This is a genomic window from Streptomyces showdoensis (genome assembly GCF_039535475.1).
Classification (GTDB): domain Bacteria; phylum Actinomycetota; class Actinomycetes; order Streptomycetales; family Streptomycetaceae; genus Streptomyces; species Streptomyces showdoensis.
Window position 1 is genome coordinate 4,062,151 of record NZ_BAAAXG010000026.1, and the last position, 17,600, is coordinate 4,079,750.

Annotated in this window: 17 protein-coding genes and 1 tRNA gene; 11 read left to right on the forward strand and 7 right to left on the reverse strand. The window is 73.4% G+C overall.

Features of this window, described 5'->3' with window-relative positions; all coding sequences use genetic code 11:
- Positions 1 to 43: 43 nt before the first annotated feature.
- On the reverse strand, positions 44 to 1,891 hold the full coding sequence (gene phsA, locus ABD981_RS31640; RefSeq protein WP_240495452.1) for an O-aminophenol oxidase PhsA: 1,848 nt from the start codon (positions 1,889 to 1,891) through the stop codon (positions 44 to 46).
- Between the two features lie 141 nt (positions 1,892 to 2,032).
- Here phsA and ABD981_RS31645 point away from each other — a divergent pair, with 141 nt between their 5' ends.
- Together ABD981_RS31645 and ABD981_RS31650 are read left to right on the forward strand one after the other, a co-directional pair.
- Positions 2,033 to 3,118: an S-(hydroxymethyl)mycothiol dehydrogenase gene (locus tag ABD981_RS31645; RefSeq protein ID WP_046911429.1), complete on the forward strand. Its 1,086-nt coding sequence runs from the start codon at positions 2,033 to 2,035 to the stop codon at positions 3,116 to 3,118.
- On the forward strand, positions 3,118 to 3,738 hold the full coding sequence (locus tag ABD981_RS31650) for an MBL fold metallo-hydrolase (protein ID WP_046911430.1): 621 nt from the start codon (positions 3,118 to 3,120) through the stop codon (positions 3,736 to 3,738). Before ABD981_RS31645 ends, ABD981_RS31650 begins: the two co-directional genes overlap by 1 nt.
- Here ABD981_RS31650 and ABD981_RS31655 read toward each other — a convergent pair.
- Both ABD981_RS31655 and ABD981_RS31660 read right to left on the reverse strand, forming a co-directional pair.
- Positions 3,735 to 4,685 carry an RluA family pseudouridine synthase gene (locus ABD981_RS31655; RefSeq protein ID WP_046911431.1) on the reverse strand — a complete coding sequence of 317 codons (951 nt, stop codon included), beginning with the start codon at positions 4,683 to 4,685 and terminating at the stop codon, positions 3,735 to 3,737. The two genes, ABD981_RS31650 and ABD981_RS31655, sit on opposite strands and share 4 nt — an antisense overlap.
- Positions 4,686 to 4,736: 51 nt before the next feature.
- A tRNA-Leu gene (locus tag ABD981_RS31660) sits at positions 4,737 to 4,824 on the reverse strand.
- Between the two features lie 227 nt (positions 4,825 to 5,051).
- Here ABD981_RS31660 and ABD981_RS31665 point away from each other — a divergent pair.
- From ABD981_RS31665 to ABD981_RS31675, 3 genes are all read left to right on the forward strand, one after another.
- On the forward strand, positions 5,052 to 6,377 hold the full coding sequence (locus ABD981_RS31665; RefSeq protein ID WP_345530436.1) for a M20/M25/M40 family metallo-hydrolase: 1,326 nt from the start codon (positions 5,052 to 5,054) through the stop codon (positions 6,375 to 6,377).
- Positions 6,378 to 6,575: 198 nt separating this feature from the next.
- Positions 6,576 to 6,809: a chaplin ChpH gene (gene chpH / locus ABD981_RS31670; RefSeq protein ID WP_345530437.1), complete on the forward strand. Its 234-nt coding sequence runs from the start codon at positions 6,576 to 6,578 to the stop codon at positions 6,807 to 6,809.
- Positions 6,810 to 6,928: 119 nt separating this feature from the next.
- Complete coding sequence (locus tag ABD981_RS31675; protein ID WP_345530438.1) at positions 6,929 to 7,807, forward strand: chaplin; 879 nt, start codon at positions 6,929 to 6,931, stop codon at positions 7,805 to 7,807.
- Between the two features lie 49 nt (positions 7,808 to 7,856).
- Here the strand turns inward: ABD981_RS31675 and ABD981_RS31680 are convergent, their stop codons facing one another.
- Entirely contained in the window at positions 7,857 to 8,045 is a 189-nt protein-coding gene (locus ABD981_RS31680) for a DUF5703 family protein (protein ID WP_125749393.1), read from the reverse strand.
- Between the two features lie 47 nt (positions 8,046 to 8,092).
- Here ABD981_RS31680 and ABD981_RS31685 point away from each other — a divergent pair, with 47 nt between their 5' ends.
- Positions 8,093 to 8,725: a hypothetical protein gene (locus ABD981_RS31685; protein ID WP_345530440.1), complete on the forward strand. Its 633-nt coding sequence runs from the start codon at positions 8,093 to 8,095 to the stop codon at positions 8,723 to 8,725.
- An 84-nt stretch (positions 8,726 to 8,809) separates the two neighbouring features.
- On the opposite strand, the gene ABD981_RS31690 is transcribed toward ABD981_RS31685, so the two are convergent.
- Entirely contained in the window at positions 8,810 to 10,999 is a 2,190-nt protein-coding gene (locus tag ABD981_RS31690; protein ID WP_345530442.1) for a helix-hairpin-helix domain-containing protein, read from the reverse strand.
- On the reverse strand, positions 10,996 to 11,973 hold the full coding sequence (locus ABD981_RS31695; RefSeq protein WP_046912136.1) for an aldo/keto reductase: 978 nt from the start codon (positions 11,971 to 11,973) through the stop codon (positions 10,996 to 10,998). Before ABD981_RS31695 ends, ABD981_RS31690 begins: the two co-directional genes overlap by 4 nt.
- A 173-nt stretch (positions 11,974 to 12,146) precedes the next feature.
- On the opposite strand from ABD981_RS31695, the gene ABD981_RS31700 reads away from it, so the two are divergent.
- Both ABD981_RS31700 and ABD981_RS31705 read left to right on the forward strand, forming a co-directional pair.
- Complete coding sequence (locus ABD981_RS31700; RefSeq protein WP_046912135.1) at positions 12,147 to 13,196, forward strand: LLM class F420-dependent oxidoreductase; 1,050 nt, start codon at positions 12,147 to 12,149, stop codon at positions 13,194 to 13,196.
- A gap of 213 nt (positions 13,197 to 13,409) precedes the next feature.
- Positions 13,410 to 14,195 (forward strand): ferritin-like domain-containing protein, encoded by a 786-nt coding sequence (locus ABD981_RS31705; RefSeq protein WP_046912134.1) that lies wholly within the window; start codon positions 13,410 to 13,412, stop codon positions 14,193 to 14,195.
- A 9-nt stretch (positions 14,196 to 14,204) separates the two neighbouring features.
- Here the strand turns inward: ABD981_RS31705 and corA are convergent, their stop codons facing one another.
- Positions 14,205 to 15,197 (reverse strand): magnesium/cobalt transporter CorA, encoded by a 993-nt coding sequence (corA, locus tag ABD981_RS31710; protein ID WP_046912140.1) that lies wholly within the window; start codon positions 15,195 to 15,197, stop codon positions 14,205 to 14,207.
- Positions 15,198 to 15,259: 62 nt separating this feature from the next.
- Here corA and ABD981_RS31715 point away from each other — a divergent pair, with 62 nt between their 5' ends.
- The 3 genes from ABD981_RS31715 (at position 15,260) to ABD981_RS31725 (ending at position 17,439) form a co-directional block, all read left to right on the forward strand.
- Complete coding sequence (locus ABD981_RS31715) at positions 15,260 to 15,949, forward strand: histidine phosphatase family protein (RefSeq protein WP_046912133.1); 690 nt, start codon at positions 15,260 to 15,262, stop codon at positions 15,947 to 15,949.
- 99 nt (positions 15,950 to 16,048) lie between these two features.
- Entirely contained in the window at positions 16,049 to 16,639 is a 591-nt protein-coding gene (locus ABD981_RS31720; RefSeq protein WP_123955225.1) for a DUF3090 domain-containing protein, read from the forward strand.
- On the forward strand, positions 16,636 to 17,439 hold the full coding sequence (locus ABD981_RS31725; RefSeq protein WP_046912131.1) for an SCO1664 family protein: 804 nt from the start codon (positions 16,636 to 16,638) through the stop codon (positions 17,437 to 17,439). Before ABD981_RS31720 ends, ABD981_RS31725 begins: the two co-directional genes overlap by 4 nt.
- Positions 17,440 to 17,600 lie beyond the last annotated feature (161 nt).

Here is a 17,600-nt window from a genome sequence, read left to right on the forward strand (position 1 = left end):
GGCCGGACGCCCCGGTGACCGGGTGCCTCGCCGACCCGGCGCCTCAGTGGCCCCCGTGCCCGTGCCCGGCACCGTGGTCGAAGGGCAGCACCTCGGGGGGCACCACCACGAACGGCCGCATCATCCCCATGTCCTCGTGCTCCAGCAGATGGCAGTGGTACATGAAGCGGCCGTACGCCCCGTCGAAGCGGCCCATCACCCGCACCAGCTCCCCGCCCGGCACCCGGAAGACGTCCTTCCAGCCCGCCTCGTTCGGCGGCACCGGCACCGGCCGCGCCGGGTCGAACCGCACCGGCGAGCGCGAACCGCCCACCGCCCCGTCGAAGCCGCCCGTCGCGTACGCCTCCCGGCCCATCACCTGGAAGTCCGCCAGGTGGATGTGCATCGGGTGCATCAGCGGCCCCGGGGCCAGGTTCAGGAACGACCACTGCTCGTACGAGCCCTCGCCGATCGTGAAGCCGAGCCCGTCGTTGAACGTCCGGGCCGTACGGCGGTACGTGCGCACCTTGCCGTCCGCCGACTGGATCTGGATCACCCCGTTCGCCGGCAGCCGCAGCCGGGCGCCCTCCTTCTCCGGAACCTCCTCCATCTCCCACATCTCCGGATGCCCGCCGCCCCCGACCGTCCCCGGCGGCGTGAGCACCACGAGCCGGTGCCCGTGCTCGACGTGCGCGTGGTCGTAGCGCCGGAAGGACCCCGAGAGCACCGACGGCAACGCGAAACCGTCGCAGCCGCCGTCCTCGGCTCCTTCACCGACGCGGAACTCCATCACCTGCGGATACGGCACGTTCAGCGTCGCGTCCGGCACCCCGGGCCCCCGCCCCACGGCCTTGTTCACCAGCCGCAGGCGCTGCCCTGCCCGGCCCCGGAAGTCGACCAGCAGGTCGAAGCGCTCGGCCGGGGCGATCGTCAGCGGCGCCACGCTCTCCGCGCCCCCGTCGCCCTCCTCGAAGTCGAAGGCCACCGGGCGCGGCAGCAGCCCGCCGTCGCTCCCGATCTGGTGCACCGCGCCCGGCACCGGCCGGTCGTCCTCGTCGACGAGGACCAGGTCGTAGGTCCGCGCGTTCGACGCGTTCACCAGCCGGAAGCGGTACCAGCCGTCCAGCACGTCCAGATACGGCCAGATCGTGCCGTTGACCGTCGTGTACGGGCCGACGAACGGCAGCCCGACCGGCTTCCCCGTCTCCGGGTGGCTGGCCACCAGCCGCGTCGTCTTGTGCAGCAGCCGCCCGTTCAGCTCCCCGTCCGCGTCGGTGTCCAGGTTCCGGTCCGCCAGGACCAGCGGCAGCTCCCGCTCCCCGGACGGCAGACCCAGCGCGTCCTCCTCGTCGTCCCGCACCAGATAGGTGCCCATCAGACCCGCGTACACGTTCCACCGGGTGATGTTCATGGCGTGGTCGTGGTACCACCAGTGCACCGCCTGGTGCTCGTTCGGGTACTCCGACAGCTGCGCGCCCCCGAAGCCGACCGCGTTGTCCGTCCACCCGTCGTTGCCGCCGCCGGTCTGCGCCCCGTGCAGGTGCGTCACCGACCAGGCCGGCAGCGCCGCCGCCTCGCGGACCGGCTCCACGCCCTCCCGGCCCGGCCGGTTGTGCGGATCGGGCCGCCCCTCGGTGCGCGGCACCTCGACCACGGTCACCGGATACTCGCTGCCCTTCGGGATCCGGTTGGTCCACGCCACCCGCAGCCGCTGCCCCCGCCGCACCTCGATCGTCGGACCCGGGACGCTCCCCTCGTACCCCCACATCGGCGTGGGCGGCAGCTGACGGTGCATCCGCACCCAGGCCGGGCGCAAGGAGATCTCGATCTCCGCCGTGTCGCCGCCCGGTTCGGGCCGCAGCACCGGCGGGACGGTCAACGGGTCGACGTACGGTTCGAGTTCACTGGTCATCGTTTCCCCCTGAGGCTGTGTCATGCCTGCTGGGGCAGGAGACGGCGAGCGACGGGACGAAGGTTGCGGGGGCCGCGTAACCTGGCCGATATCGTCACATCCGTAACGCGGGTCACCGTTTCGGTGGAAGGGAAGTCCACGATGGCGCAGCAGGTCCAGGGGGTCGTCGCCCCCGGCAGGAACGAGCCGGTCCGGGTCGAGACGATCGTGATCCCCGACCCCGGCCCCGGTGAGGCCGTCGTGAAGATCCAGGCCTGCGGTGTCTGTCACACCGACCTCCACTACAAACAGGGCGCCATCAACGACGAGTTCCCCTTCCTCCTCGGCCACGAGGCGGCGGGCGTCGTCGAGTCGGTCGGCGAGGGCGTCACCGACGTCGCCCCCGGCGACTTCGTGATCCTCAACTGGCGTGCCGTCTGCGGCCAGTGCCGGGCCTGCCTGCGCGGCCGCCCCTGGTACTGCTTCGACACCCACAACGCCCGGCAGAAGATGACCCTGCTCGACGGCACCGAGCTCTCCCCGGCGCTCGGCATCGGCGCCTTCGCCGAGAAGACCCTGGTCGCCGCCGGGCAGTGCACCAAGGTCGACCCGGCCGTCGCCCCCGAGGTCGCCGGACTCCTCGGCTGCGGTGTGATGGCCGGCATCGGCGCCGCCCTCAACACCGGGAACGTCGGCCGCGGCGACACCGTCGCCGTCATCGGCTGCGGAGGCGTCGGCGACGCGGCGATCGTCGGCTCCCGGCTCGCCGGAGCCGCCCGGATCATCGCCGTCGACATCGACGAGCGGAAGCTCGCCAAGGCCCGCGAGATGGGCGCCACCCACACCGTGGACTCCCGCGCCGGCGACCCCGTCGAGGCGGTCCGCGAGCTCACCGGCGGCTTCGGCGCCGACGTCGTCATCGAGGCCGTCGGCCGCCCCGAGACCTACCGCCAGGCCTTCTACGCCCGCGACCTCGCCGGCACCGTCGTCCTCGTCGGCGTCCCCACCCCGGAGATGAAGCTCGAACTGCCCCTCCTCGACGTCTTCGGCCGCGGCGGCGCCCTCAAGTCCTCCTGGTACGGGGACTGCCTGCCCTCCCGCGACTTCCCGATGCTGATCGACCTGCACCAGCAGGGCCGCATCGACCTCGGCGCCTTCGTCACCGAGACCATCGGACTCGGCGAGGTCGAGAAGGCCTTCGCCCGCATGCACGAGGGCGACGTCCTGCGCTCGGTGGTGGTCCTCTGATGGGCACCCGCATCGACCACCTGGTCACCTCCGGCACCTTCAGCCTCGACGGCGGCACCTGGGAGGTGGACAACAACGTCTGGATCGTCGGCGACGACACCGAGGCCGTCGTCATCGACGCCGCCCACGACGCCGACGCCGTCCTCGCCGCCCTCGACGGCCGCGCCCTGCGCGCCATCGTCTGCACCCACGCCCACGACGACCACATCGACGCGGCCCCGGCCCTCGCCGCCGCCACCGGCGCCCGGATCCTGCTCCACCCGGCCGACCAGCCGCTGTGGAAGCTCACCCACCCCGACCACACCCCCGACGGAGACCTCGCCGACGGCCAGGTCCTCACCATCGCCGGGACCGACCTGCACGTCCTCCACACGCCCGGCCACGCCCCCGGCGCGGTCTGCCTGTACGCCCCCGATCTGGGCACCGTCTTCACCGGCGACACCCTCTTCCAGGGCGGCCCCGGCGCGACCGGGCGGTCCTACTCGGACTTCCCGACCATCGTCGGGTCGATCCGGGAGAAGCTCCTCACCCTGCCGCCCGAGACGGTGGTCCGCACCGGCCACGGCGACAGCACCACCATCGGCGCGGAGGCTCCGCACCTGGAGGAGTGGCATCCCTAGATCTGCGGCTCCGCCGCGTGGCCGAGGGCACTGAGCGGGCGCCGGCTCACGAAGCGCCTCGGCTCACCCGTGAACGGGTCGGTGAACCCCAGCGACCGCGCCAGCAGCTGCAGCGGCCGCGCGTGGTCCTCCGGCCCGTCCGCACGGACCACCGGGTACAGCGGGTCGTGCAGGATCGGCAGCCCGAGCGCGTTCATGTGCACCCGCAGCTGATGGGTCCGCCCGGTCACCGGCACCAGCCGGTACCGGGCGAGCCCGTGCGCGTGCGCCAGGAGCTCGATCCGGCTCTCGGCGTTCGGCTCGCCCGGCACCTCCCGGGCGGCCAGCACCCCGCGCTCCTTCTCGATCCGGCTCCGCACGGTCACCGGCAGCTCCAGCGCCGGGTCGTACGGCGCCACCGCCTCGTACGCCTTGCGCACGGCCCGGTCCCGGAACAGCGTCTGGTACGCCCCCCGGTCCTCCGGCCGTACGACGAAGAGCACCAGCCCCGCCGTCAGCCGGTCCAGCCGGTGCGCGGGCTGCAGCGCCGGCAGCCCCAGCTCCCGCCGCAGCCGGGCCAGCGCCGTCTCCGTGACGTGGCGGCCCCGCGGCATCGTCGCCAGGAAGTGCGGCTTGTCCGCCACCACGATCCGCTCGTCCCGGTGGACGACCTCGACCTCGAAGGGCACCCGCTCCTCGGCGGGGAAGTCCCGGTGGAACCAGAGGTGGCGCCCCGGCACGTAGGGTTCGTCCCCGTCGGCCGCGGTCCCGTCCGCCCCGACGAACCGGCCCTCGCGCAGCATCGCCTCGACCCGTGCGGCCCCGACGACCGCCGCGTACCGGTCCAGCAGGTGCGCGCGCACGGTGGCCCACCGCCGCTCCGGATCCTCGGGCAGCCGGACCCGCACGGGATCGATGCCGTCCCGCTGGGGGAGGGGGGAGGCGGGAGCCTTGCCTCTGCGTCGCACCGGTCCTACCGCCCTAACGAGAAAGACCCCACGTGACGTGGGGTCTTTCGCTGGTGTCCGAGGGGGGACTTGAACCCCCACGCCCGATAAAGGGCACTAGCACCTCAAGCTAGCGCGTCTGCCATTCCGCCACCCGGACAGGTGATCTCGTCTTCGTGGCCGCTGGCCCCTTCCGACGAGGAAAACCATAGCAAACATCTGGGGTGGCCGATCACCACCCCCGTACGCCCCCTCCCCGCGTGACCTCCGGCCCCTCGTGTGTCGGGCACATGTCGGCCGACGGCCGCCCTTGGGCCTGGAGGGGGGCACGCGGGAGGATGGGTGGATCACAGCCAGCACATGGGGCACGTAGTGGGAGGAAGCAGCGTGAGCGAGTCGAACACCGGCCGGACCGTCACGGGCGAGGACGAGGTCGTCGACCTCTGTCGTGACCTCATCCGCATCGACACCAGCAATTACGGCGACCACTCCGGCCCGGGCGAGCGGGCGGCGGCGGAGTACGTCGCGGAGAAGCTCGCCGAGGTCGGACTCGAGCCCAAGATCATCGAGTCGCACAAGGGGCGGGCCTCCACCGTCGCCCGCATCGAGGGCGAGGACCCGTCCCGCCCGGCCCTGCTCATCCACGGCCACACCGACGTCGTCCCGGCCAACGCCGAGGACTGGACCCACCACCCCTTCTCGGGCGAGGTCGCCGACGGCTGCGTCTGGGGCCGCGGCGCCGTCGACATGAAGGACATGGACGCGATGACCCTGGCGGTCGTCCGCGACCGCATGCGCAGCGGCCGCAAGCCCCCGCGCGACATCGTCCTCGCCTTCCTCGCCGACGAGGAGGCGGGCGGCACCTACGGCGCCCGTCACCTGGTCGACAAGCACCGGGGCCTCTTCGACGGGGTGACCGAGGCGATCGGCGAGGTCGGCGGCTTCTCCTTCACCGTCAACGAGAACCTCCGGCTCTACCTGGTCGAGACCGCCCAGAAGGGCATGCACTGGATGCGGCTGACCGTCGAGGGCACCGCGGGTCACGGCTCGATGACCAACAACGACAACGCCATCACCGAGCTGTGCGAGGCCGTGGGCCGGCTCGGCCGCCACCAGTGGCCGGTCAGGGTCACCAAGACCGTGCGCTCCTTCCTCGACGAGCTCTCGGACGCGCTCGGCACCCCGCTCGACCCCGAGGACATGGACGCGACCCTCGCCAAGCTCGGCGGCATCGCCAAGATGGTCGGCGCCACCCTGCGCAACTCCGCCGCCCCGACGATGCTCGGCGCCGGCTACAAGGTGAACGTCATCCCCGGCCAGGCCACCGCCCACGTCGACGGGCGCTTCCTGCCCGGCTACGAGGAGGAGTTCCTGGCCGACCTCGACCGGATCCTCGGGCCCCGGGTCAAGCGCGAGGACGTGCACGGGGACAAGGCGCTGGAGACCAGCTTCGACGGCGCCCTGGTCGACGCCATGCAGCTGGCCCTGCGCGCCGAGGACCCGATCGCGCGCGCCGTGCCGTACATGCTCTCCGGCGGCACCGACGCCAAGTCCTTCGACGACCTGGGCATCCGCTGCTTCGGCTTCGCCCCGCTGCAGCTGCCGCCGGAGCTCGACTTCGCCGGCATGTTCCACGGCGTCGACGAGCGGGTGCCGGTGGACGGCCTGAAGTTCGGTGTCCGGGTCCTGGACCGCTTCATCGACGCCTCCTGAAGGGCGCCTCCTGAAGGACGCCCCCTGACGGGCGCCTGCTGAAGGACGCCCCCTGACGGGCGCCTGCTGAAATCGACCGCGCGTGCGTGGATGACCGGAAAGAGTGAATGCCTCCAGGGTCTCGTAGCCCCCTGGATTCCCCCTCGTTACAGGTGGTGCGGTCCGCGGCTGGGACCGCATTGCCAACAAGGAGGAATAATGATCAAGAAGGTCGTCGCTGCTGCGGCTGCCACCGGCGGTCTCGTTCTCGCGGGTGCGGGCATGGCCGTTGCCGACTCGGGTGCCCAGGGTGCCGCCATCGGTTCCCCCGGCGTGCTCTCGGGCAACGTCGTCCAGGTGCCGATCCACATCCCCGTGAACGTGTGCGGCAACACGGTCTCCGTGATCGGTCTGCTGAACCCCGCCTTCGGCAACACCTGCATCAACGCCTGACGTTGAGCATCACCCCCTGAGGGTTTGAGCCAAGGCCGGCCCCGGAGTGCGCGCCATGCACTCCGGGGCCGGTGGGCATTTCGCACGAGCCGAGCATGCAGGGAAGCGGGAACACAGCAATGCGACAGGTCACACGCATCACCCGGAAGAGCATCTTCACCGTCGCCGCGGCGGGCGGCATGATCGCCCTCACCGGCGGTTACGCCCACGCCGACGCCGGCGCGACCGGCACGGCCTCCCACTCGCCGGGCGTCGGGTCCGGCAACGCCGTCCAGGTCCCGGTGCACGCGCCGGTGAACGTCTGCGGCAACACCGTCAACGCCGTCGGTCTGATGAACCCGGCGTCGGGCAACAAGTGCGCCAACACGAGCCGCCCCGGCGGCTACGGGGACGAGGGCGGCTCCGGCTCCTCCGCCCACGGCAGCGCCTCGCACTCGCCGGGCGTCGGGTCCGGCAACGTCGTCCAGGTGCCGGTGGACGCCCCGATCAACATCTGCGGCAACAGCGTCAACGGCGTCGGCGCCGGCAACGCGGCCACGAACAACGGCTGCGGCAACGGCACCGGGCCGACGACCCCGGGCCACCCGGGACACCCCGGCCACCCGGGGGAGCCGGGGAACCCGGGCAATCCCGGTAACCCGGGCAATCCCGGTAACCCCGGGAATCCTGGGAACCCCGGTAATCCGGGCAACCCCGGGAACCCCGGCAACCCGGGTACGCCCGGCACCCCGGGGAACCCGGGCACGCCCGGTACGCCCGGTACGCCGGGCACCCCCGGGACTCCCGGCACCCCCGGCAACGAGGGCGGCGAGCACCCCGGTACCCCCGGGTACCCGCACGGGCCGAACACCCCCGGTACGCACACCGGCGTCCAGACGCCGCCCGGCGAGGAGCTCGCGCACACCGGTGCCGGTGCGGTCGGCATGGCCGTCCCGGCCGGCGCGGCCCTGCTGCTCGCCGGCTCCGTGATCTACCGGCGGTCCCGCCGCACCGCCTGACCGGCACGGAAACGGCAGGGGCCCCGCATCGCGGGGCCCCTTCTGCGTCTCACCAGGTGGCGCGGATCTGACGGATGATGCGCCGGCGCAGCCGCACTCTGCGGCTGCCGTCCCGATGCAGGCTCAGTCGGTCCAACTCCCAGTGCCCGTACTCGGCATGGTCGGTCAGCAGCCTCGTCGCCTCCTTGCGGGAGACGCCGCGCGGCACGTACACGTCGACAAATTCGTATTCCGGCATCGCATCTATTGTGCGGCCAAGGGCCCGGTACGGATAGCGTCTGTCCTATGTCTGATGCTGCGCAGCCCACCGCTGCCGAGGTACGAGCCGCCGCCGAGGCGGTCAAAACCGCACTGGACCGTCACCTCGCGGCGGTCGAGAGCCGCACCGGGGACGACGACCCGGCCGTCTACGAGGCCTTCAACGCGCTCGCCGCGGCGGCGGAGGCGTACGACGAGGTCCTCTACGACCGGTACGACGAGGTCACGCCCTTCGAGATCCCCGGCGCCGACGACGCCCTGCCGCCCTACGCGGGGCCCGAGGAACCGCACGCCGTCAGCGTGCTGATCCGCCGCGACTACGCGGTGGTGGAACCGAAGCGCCTCGTCGCCCAGGCCCGGCGCATCGTGGAAGTCGACCGGGAGGGGAACGGCGCCGGCACGACCTATGCCGCCCTCGGAACCCTCTTCGGCGAGTACGAACCTGACGAAATCGCGTCCCGTCACAAGGAATTCGGTCTGGAGGAGGGCGACTCCACCCTCTGGGTCGAGGCGGCCGACGAACTGCCCGATCCGGGGGAGTGGCTGAACGCCCCCTTCGACCACGCCGACCCGGAGCGGATCGTCTGCCGTTTCGACATCAGCGCCGTGTTCGACGACGAGACCGAGGAGGAGCCGGAGGAGCAGGCCCACGGGGTCTGAGGGACCGCCCGGCCCACCGACAGCGGACGGCCGGCGTCCTCCCCGCGGTACGCGGGAGGACGCCGGCCGTCCGTGTGTCCGGTGCTACGCCTCTTCCTCGTGGAGCAGCGCCTCGATCAGCGGGCGGAGCCGGGTCGTGCGCTCCGGGTCGAGGCCCTCGGCGACCGCGCGCGGCAGCGCCTGGTCCACACCGTGGACGACCGACAGATGCCGCTCGGCCCGTCCGAACGCGGTGTACACCCAGGCCCGGCTGAGGCCCGCCGCCGCGTCCCCGGGCAGCACGACGACCGCGGCCGGCCAGCGCGCCCCGGCGGCCTGGTGCGCGGTCAGCGCCCACCCGTGCCGCAGCGCGGTCTCGACCCGCTCCTTCGGTACGGTGACCCGCTCGCCCCCGCAGTCCAGGTGCAGCCCCTCGGCGTCGGCCGAGACGACCGTGCCCGGCACGGTCCGACCCGGCGCGGGGGAGTGGGCGACCCGGTCGCCCGGGTCGTATCCCCCGAAGCGGCCGGGGCCCGGGTTGAGCCGCTGCTTGAGGGCCGCGTTCAGCGCGCGGGTGCCCGCGGCGCCGCCGTGGCCGACCGTGATCACCTGCGTGCGGTCGGCCGCCAGGCCGAGGGCGCGCGGGATCGAGTCCGCGACGAGCTGCACCGTGCGGTGCACCGCCTCGCCGGCGTCCCGGACCGGGACGATCACGACCTCCTTGCCGGGGGCGTCCACCTGATTGAGCTCCCCGATGCCGATGCCCGAGACCAGCTCGCCGACCGGACCCGGATCGGGCGTCCTGGACGCGATCACCGGGGCGACGCGGGCGGCGAGCAGATCGGCGAAGACCCGGCCGGGACCGGCGGCGCCGAGGACATGGGGGTCGCCGCCCAGGACGAGCCGGCAGCCGTCCGGCAGCGCCTCCACGAGCAGGGCGGCCGTCTCCACGTCCAGCTGCGGCGCGTCCAGGACGACCAGCAGGTCCAGGGCCAGGGCGCCCTCCTCGTCGCGGCCGGGACCCGCCGCGCCCGAGAGCAGCGCGGCAACCGGCACCGCGCCGTCCCGCGCCGTGTGGGCCGCGAGGGCCACCCGCAGGCCCCGCTCGCGGGCCGCCCCGGCGAGGGCGGCGGGCTCGCCGCGGGCCGCCTCGCCGCCGGTGTGCAGCACCAGGCCGTGCCCGCCGGCCGCGCGGGCCAGCTCGGAGCCCTCCCAGTCGGCCGCCTCGACCGTGCGGATCAGCCGGGCCAGCCCGTCGGCCAGGCTCTCCTCCGCCAGCGCGTACCGCTCCAGGCCGAGCAGCACGGGCCGCTCCGGCCGCTCCTCGGGCGCACCGGCAGCGTCGGCGGTCTCGGTGCCCTCGGCACCCTCTGCGTCCTCGTCGGCGTCGCCCTCGTCCTCGTCCTCCTCCTGGAAGACCAGGACCGCCGCCTCGGAGATCGCGGACTCCACCGCCTTGCCGGGCTCGGGCACCGACAGCCGGGCCAGCCCGTCCCGCACGGTGCCGATCTCCAGGGCCGTGTGCCCCTTGAGCGCGGCCTGCTCCAGGAGCCAGGCGGTCAGCGCCACGGCCCGCCGCTCGTCGCCGGGACCGCACGCGGCGCCGAGCAGCGCCCGCGCGAAGCCGTCGGCCTGCTCGGGGCGCACCCCCGGCACCGCCAGCAGCTGCCAGGGGTCGTCGTCGAGCGCCCGGGCGGCGCCCTCACCGAGCACGGCGGCGACCTGCCCGGCCAGCGCCTCGGGCGCCCCACCGCGCGCGAGCACCTGCCGCACCGCGGAGGTGGTCTCCTCGGTCACCGCCGGGGCGGCGGGCGCCGGCGGGCGCACCGTCGTCTCCGGCGCGGCGGCCGGAGCGGGCCGCGCGGGCGCGGGCACCTCGGGCCGCAGGGTCGTGACGGGCTTGGCGCCGCTCTCCACGGCCCGTACGGCCGCGAGGAGGTCGGCGGCCGTCCCGCTGAGCTTGCCGCCCGCGTCGACCGGGGTGGCCCGCTCGGCCTTGCGCTGCTCGATCCGCGCCCGCAGCTCCCGCTGCGCGGCGAGCTCGGCCTGCGCCTCGGAGAGCTCGGTCTTCTTGCCGTCCCCGTCCCCGTCAGCGGCCCCGGCGGTCTCGCCGCCGTCGGCAGCCTCGTCGGCGCCTTCGCCGGCCGTCCCCTCGTCGACCGCGCCATCGGGGGTGTCCGGGCTGTCCGGGCTGTCCGGGCTGTCCGGGGTGCCCGGTGACGCGGAGGTCGCTCCCTCCGCGTCGGCGGCGGGCGCGGCTGCCTCGGGCGGGGTCTCCCCGGAAGGCTCGGTCACAAGGTGCTCCAGTCGTGATCCGGATAGTGGTGCACGGGCGCCGACACATCGTCGAGGGCCCGGAAGATCTCGTCAGGAAGACTAAGGCTCTCCACTGACAACGCGGCCGCGAGCTGCTGCGCGTTGCGCGCGCCGATGATCGGGGCGGTCACTCCGGGACGGTCGCGGACCCAGGCGAGGGCCACCTGGAGCGGGGTGGCCGCGAGGCCGTCGGCCGCCGTCGCGACCGCGTCCACGATCCGGCTCGCCGCCTCGTCCAGATAGGGCTCGACGAACGGCGCCAGTGCCTCCGAGCCGCCGCGCGAGTCCGCCGGGGTGCCGTGCCGGTACTTGCCGGTGAGCACCCCGCGGCCCAGCGGGGAGGAGGGCAGCAGCCCGATCCCGAGGTCGAGGGCGGCCGGCAGCACCTCCCGCTCCACGCCGCGCTGGAGCAGCGAGTACTCCATCTGCGTCCCGGCGAGCCGGGTCCGGTCCCCGCTCAGCTGCCAGGTCCCGGCCTTCGCCAGCTGCCAGCCGCAGAAGTCGGACACGCCGACGTAACGGGCCCGGCCGCTGCGGACGGCGATGTCGAGGGCGTGCAGCGACTCCTCCAGCGGGGTGTGGGGGTCGAAGGCGTGCAGCTGCCACAGGTCCACGTAGTCCGTGCCGAGCCGGGCGAGGGAGGCGTCGAGGGCCGCGAGCAGATGCCCGCGCGAGCCGTCCGTGCGCCGGTCGGGGTCGGGGACGCTGCCGGCCTTGGTCGACACGATCAGGTCCCGGCGCGGCACCAGGTTCTCCATGAGCTGCCCGAGCAGGTACTCCGCCTCGCCGCCCCCGTACACGTCCGCGGTGTCGACGAGGGTGCCGCCCGCGTCCCAGAACGCCTTCAACTGCTCGGCGGCGTCGTGCTCGTCGGTGTCCCGGCCCCAGGTGAGGGTGCCGAGCCCGAGCCGGGACACGCGCAGGCCGGTACGTCCGAGATGCCTCTGCTCCATGGCCGCGAGAGTACTGGCCAGGGCACCACAGGGAGAGAGCCTGTGGACAACCCGTCCACAGCCGGGCCCGGGCCGCTCCTCCGCCGTTGCCCGATCGCCTCCTGACGAATCCGGGGAGCGCGCGCTAGAGTCCCCGGCACAGGGACGTTACCGATGGGTAAGGGGTACGTGGCATGCGGCTCGGCATCAACCTCGGCTACTGGGGCGCGGGCATGGACGGCGACAACCTCGCCGTGGCCCAGGAGGCGGACCGCCTCGGCTACGACGTCTGCTGGGCGGCGGAGGCGTACGGCTCCGACGCGCCCACCGTGCTGTCCTGGGTCGCCGCCAAGACCGAGCGCATCGACGTCGGCTCCGCGATCATGCAGATCCCGGCCCGCCAGCCCGCGATGACGGCGATGACCGCCGCCACCCTGGACTCGCTCTCCGGCGGCCGCTTCCGGCTCGGCCTCGGCGTCTCCGGACCGCAGGTCTCCGAGGGGTGGTACGGCGTCAAGTTCGACAAGCCGCTCGCCCGCACCCGCGAGTACGTGGAGATCGTCCGCAGGGCCATGTCCCGCGAGCGCCTCACCTACGAGGGCGAGCACTGGACCCTTCCGCTGCCCGACGGCCCGGGCAAGCCGATCAAGCTCACGGTCCACCCGACCCGCCCGCACATCCCGCTCTACATCGCGGCCATCGGCCCGAAGAACCTGGAACAGACCGGCGAGATCGCCGACGGCGCCCTGCTGATCTTCCCGGCCGCCGAGCACCTGGAGGAGACGGCCCTGCGCCACCTGCGCGCGGGCCGCGAGAAGGCCGGGCTCACCATGGACGGCTTCGACGTCCACCCCACCCTGCCGCTGGCCCTGGGCGACGACATCGACGCCCTCGCCGACATCTTCCGCCCGTACACCGCGCTGTACGTCGGCGGCATGGGCAGCCGCAAGCAGAACTTCTACAACCAGCTCGCCCAGCGCATGGGCTACGAGAAGGCCGCCGCCGAGATCCAGGACAAGTACCTGGCCGGCGACAAGGCCGGCGCCGCCGCGGCAGTCCCGCGCCAGCTGATCGACCAGACCACGCTGCTCGGCTCCGTCGACCGGATCGCCGACCGGATGAAGGCCTACGCCGCCGCCGGCGTCACCACCCTGACCCTCGCCCCGGCCGGCTTCACGCTGGACGAGCGGTTGGCGGCCCTCAGGGCGGGCGTGGAGGCGCTGGAGCGGGCGGAGCTCGCGTAGCCCCGGAGGAAGGTCCGAGGAAGTCTGCGGCCGTGGTGGGGGCTCGGGGGTCTTCCCCGCCACGGCCGTCACGCAGCACAACGCGCGGGCGCGCCGGGGGTTACGCGCCCGGCGGCACCTCGCCTGTACGCCTTTCGGCCCAGTGCCCGCGGCCCTCCTGTTGCCCGTCCGCGCGCGGCCCACTTGACTCGTACTCCACGGGAGGTGGCAGCCATGCTCACGGCCAAGAGCCTGTTCCAGGAAATCATCGACGACGACGAGTCCTTCCAGCTCTTCTGCTCGATCGCCGCCAGCGGCGAGGCCCAGGGAGGCTGGGAGAACGCGCGGATCGCGGCCCTCGTCGCCCCCGGGATGCGGGACCTGGCCCCCAAGATCACCCGGCACGGCGCCGACGAGGACAAGCACGGCCGCATCTTCAACGCGTTGATGAGGAAGCGCGGCCTCGACCCCGTCCCCGTACCGCCCGACACCGACTACACGATGCTGCTCGAACACCGCGGCATCGGCCTCGCCCACGACAAGCTGCGCCGCGAGGAGCCCCTCACCGAGCGGGACATCGTCGTCTACCTGGCGCACAGCCGGGTCACGGAGGAACGCGCGGCCGCCCAGATGCAGCTGCTCGTGAAGCACTTCGGGGACCACCCCGAGCTCGGCAAGGCCCTGCGGATGATCTGCAACGACGAGGACAACCACCTCGCCTACTGCCACGAGGAGCTGCTCCGCCTCAACTACGAGGGGCACGGCCGGCTCATCCAGGGCGTCCTGCGCGAGTCCGCGCTCGCCGAGATCCAGGTCTACCGGGACGTCAGCCTCGCCGTGATGCGGCACATGGGGCGCATCCTGCGCTGGCCCCAGGCCAAGGCCGCCGCCCTCGCCGCCGGCATCCACGGCGTGTACGCGTACGAGCGGGCCGCCGGCTGGCACCGGATGGTCGACCTCAGGATGCCGGAGCGCCGCGACGCCCTCGGCGGACCCGCGACCCCGGTCCCCGCCTTCTGAGCCGGGGACTCACATCCAGCCGCGCCGCTTGAAGAGGCGGTACAGCACGACCACGATCCCCGCCATCAGCACGATCACCGCCGGATAGCCGCCCACCCAGTGCAGCTCCGGCATGTGGTCGAAGTTCATCCCGTAGATGCCCGCGACCATCGTGGGCACCGCGGCCATCGCCGCCCAGGCGGAGATCTTCCGCATGTCGTCGTTCTGCCGCACGCCCATCTGCGCCAGATGTGCCGAGAGCACGTCCGAGAGCAGCCGGTCGAGGCCCTCCACCAGCTCGTTGGCGCGCAGCAGGTGGTCGTTGACGTCCCGGAAGAACGGCACCGCGGCCTCGTGCACGAAGGGCACCGCGCCCGTCGTCAGCCGGGCCATCGGGCCCGCCAGCGGGACGGAGGCCCGGCGGAACTCCAGCACCTGCCGCTTCGCGTTGTAGATCCGCTCCGCCGTCCGAGCGGGGCTGCCGCCGGCCGGCGCGAAGACGTCGGCCTCCAGCTCCTCCAGGTCGACCTGGAGCTCCGCGGCGACGTCCAGGTAGTGGTCCACGACCGCGTCGCTCACCGCGTAGAACACCGCGGTCGGCCCGTGCCGCAGCACCTCCGGCTCGGCCTCCAGCCGCTTGCGGACCGCCGCCAGCGGGGCGCCCTCGCCGTGCCGCACGGTGACCACGAAGGAGTCGCCGATGAAGACCATCAGCTCGTCCGAGCTGACCCGGTCGCTCTCCGGCTCGTACACCACCGGCTTGAGCACCGCGAACAGCGAGTCGTCGTAGACCTCCAGCTTGGGCCGCTGATGCGCCTTCAGGGCGTCTTCCACGGCCAGCGGGTGCAGCGCGAACTCGCTGGACACGTGGGCGAACTCCGCCTCCGTCGGCTCGTGGAGACCCACCCACAGGAACGCGTCCCCGCTCGCCCGCGCCTCGTCCAGCGCGTCGGACAGGTCGGCGGGGCCGTCCGTCCTGCGCCCGTTCCGGTAGATGGCTGAGTCCACGATCACGGGCCGTATTCTCCCCCGAGGTCCGCCGTCCCGCACCCGTCGCCCCACCCGGGCCCCGTACGCTGGCCGACATGGCCACGTTGATCCTCGTCCGGCACGGACGTTCCACCGCCAACACCTCCGGGGTGCTCGCCGGGCGGATGCCCGGGGTCGCGCTCGACGAACGCGGCGCGGAGCAGGCCGCCGCACTGCCCGGGCGCCTCGCCGGGGTGCCGCTCGCCGCCGTCGTCTCCAGCCCGCTGCAGCGCTGCCGCGAGACCGTGCGCCCGCTCCTCGACGCCCGCCCCGGCCTCGCGCTGCACACCGAGGAGCGGATCAGCGAGTGCGACTACGGCGACTGGTCCGGCCGGAAACTGGCCGAACTCGCCGACGAGCCGCTGATGGAGGTCGTCCAGGCGCACGCCTCGGCCGCCGCCTTCCCCGGCGGCGAGTCCATGCGCGCCATGCAGGCCCGCGCCGTGGACGCCGTACGCGACTGGAACACCCGGATCGAGGCCGAGCACGGCGAGGACGCCGTGTACGCGATGTGCTCGCACGGCGACATCATCAAGTCGATCGTGGCCGACGCCCTCGGACTGCACCTCGACCTCTTCCAGCGGATCCACGTCGACCCCTGCTCCCTCACGGTCATCCGCTACACGCGGCTGCGCCCCTTCCTCGTCCGGCTCGGCGACACCGGCGACCTCGCCGCGCTCACCCCGCGCGAGACGCCCGGCGACAGCGGGGCGGCGGAGGTGGGGGGCGGTGCGGGCGCACCGTGATCCTTCCGCGCAGTAGGGTGGACGCGCCGCCGTAGCAGCGCCGCGGAGGCACAGCAGCCCACGACAGCAGCACAGTCGAGACCCAAGGGAGTCAGGAACGTGTCCCGTCAGGTGTTCCTCTACGACCCACCGGAGCGTTTCGTGGCCGGCACGGTCGGGCTGCCTGGCCGCCGTACCTTCTTCCTCCAGGCGTCCGCGGCCGGCCGGGTCACCAGCGTCGCCCTGGAGAAGACCCAGGTCGCGGCCCTCGCCGAGCGCATCGACGAACTCCTGGACGAGGTAGTCCGCCGCACCGGGGGCAACGCGCCCGTCCCCGCGGTCGCCCCGGCCGAGATCGCCGACACCGCCCCGCTGGACACCCCCGTCGAGGAGGAGTTCCGGGTCGGCACCATGGCCCTCGCCTGGGACGGCGAGGAGCAGCGGATGATCGTCGAGGCGCAGGCGCTCGTCGAACTGGACGCGGACTCCGAGGAGGACCTCGCCGCGGCCGAGGAGCGGCTGCTCCAGGACGAGGAGAACGGGCCGCCGATGCTGCGCGTCCGGCTCTCCGGCGCCCAGGCCAGGGCGTTCGCCAAGCGGGCCCTCGACGTCGTCAACGCGGGCCGCCCGCCGTGCCCGCTGTGCAGCCTCCCGCTGGACCCCGAGGGCCACGTCTGCCCGCGCCAGAACGGATACCGGCGCGGCGCATGAGCGGTGACCGGACCCCCGCCGTCGTGGACCTGCTCAGCCGGGGGGAGCTGACCGTCCGCGGCCAGGTCCGCGAGGCCTCCAACGCCGTCCTGTTCTGCTCCGTCGCCTACGAGGGCGAGGAGGCGGCCTGCGTCTACAAGCCGGTCATGGGCGAGCGCCCGCTGTGGGACTTCCCCGACGGCAACCTGGCCCGCCGCGAGGTCGCCGCCTACGAGCTCTCCGAGGCCACCGGCTGGGGCCTGGTGCCGCCGACCGTGCTGCGCGAGGGGCCGTACGGCGAGGGCATGGTCCAGCTCTGGATCGAGGCCGACCCCTCCGCCGCCCTGCTCGCGCTCGTGGAGGACGAGGAGGCGGGCGAGGGCTGGAAGGCCGTGGGCCCGGCCCAGGTGGCCGAGGACCGCACCGCGCTGCTCGTCCACGCCGACACCCCGCAGCTGCGCCGGATGGCCGTCCTGGACGCCGTCATCAACAACGGCGACCGCAAGGGCGGCCACCTGCTGCCCGCGCCGGACGGACGGCTCTACGGGATCGACCACGGCGTCTCCTTCCACGTGGACGACAAGCTGCGCACCCTGCTGTGGGGCTGGGCGGGGGAGGACCTGACCGAGGAGGCCACCGCCGTCCTCGACCGGCTCGACGGGGAGCTCGCGCCCGGCACCCCATTGGCCGAACGGCTCGCCGGTCTGCTCACCGGGGCCGAGGTGGACGCCCTGCGGGAGCGGGTGGCCGGGCTGCGCAGGACGGGTCGGCACCCGGTGCCGTCCGGGCAGTGGCCGGCGATCCCCTGGCCGCCGGTGTGAGGGCCGTCCGGCCGACCGCACGGGGGATCGCCAGGGTGAGCGATGCTTTTCGGCCAAGGGGTACGGAGGGGTAAGACCCCCGGGGGGTATGCACGAACCCGTTTGTCCCGCAAGACCGCCTAATCGGTCAAGATCCCGGATGCGGTTCGTATCCGGAACAC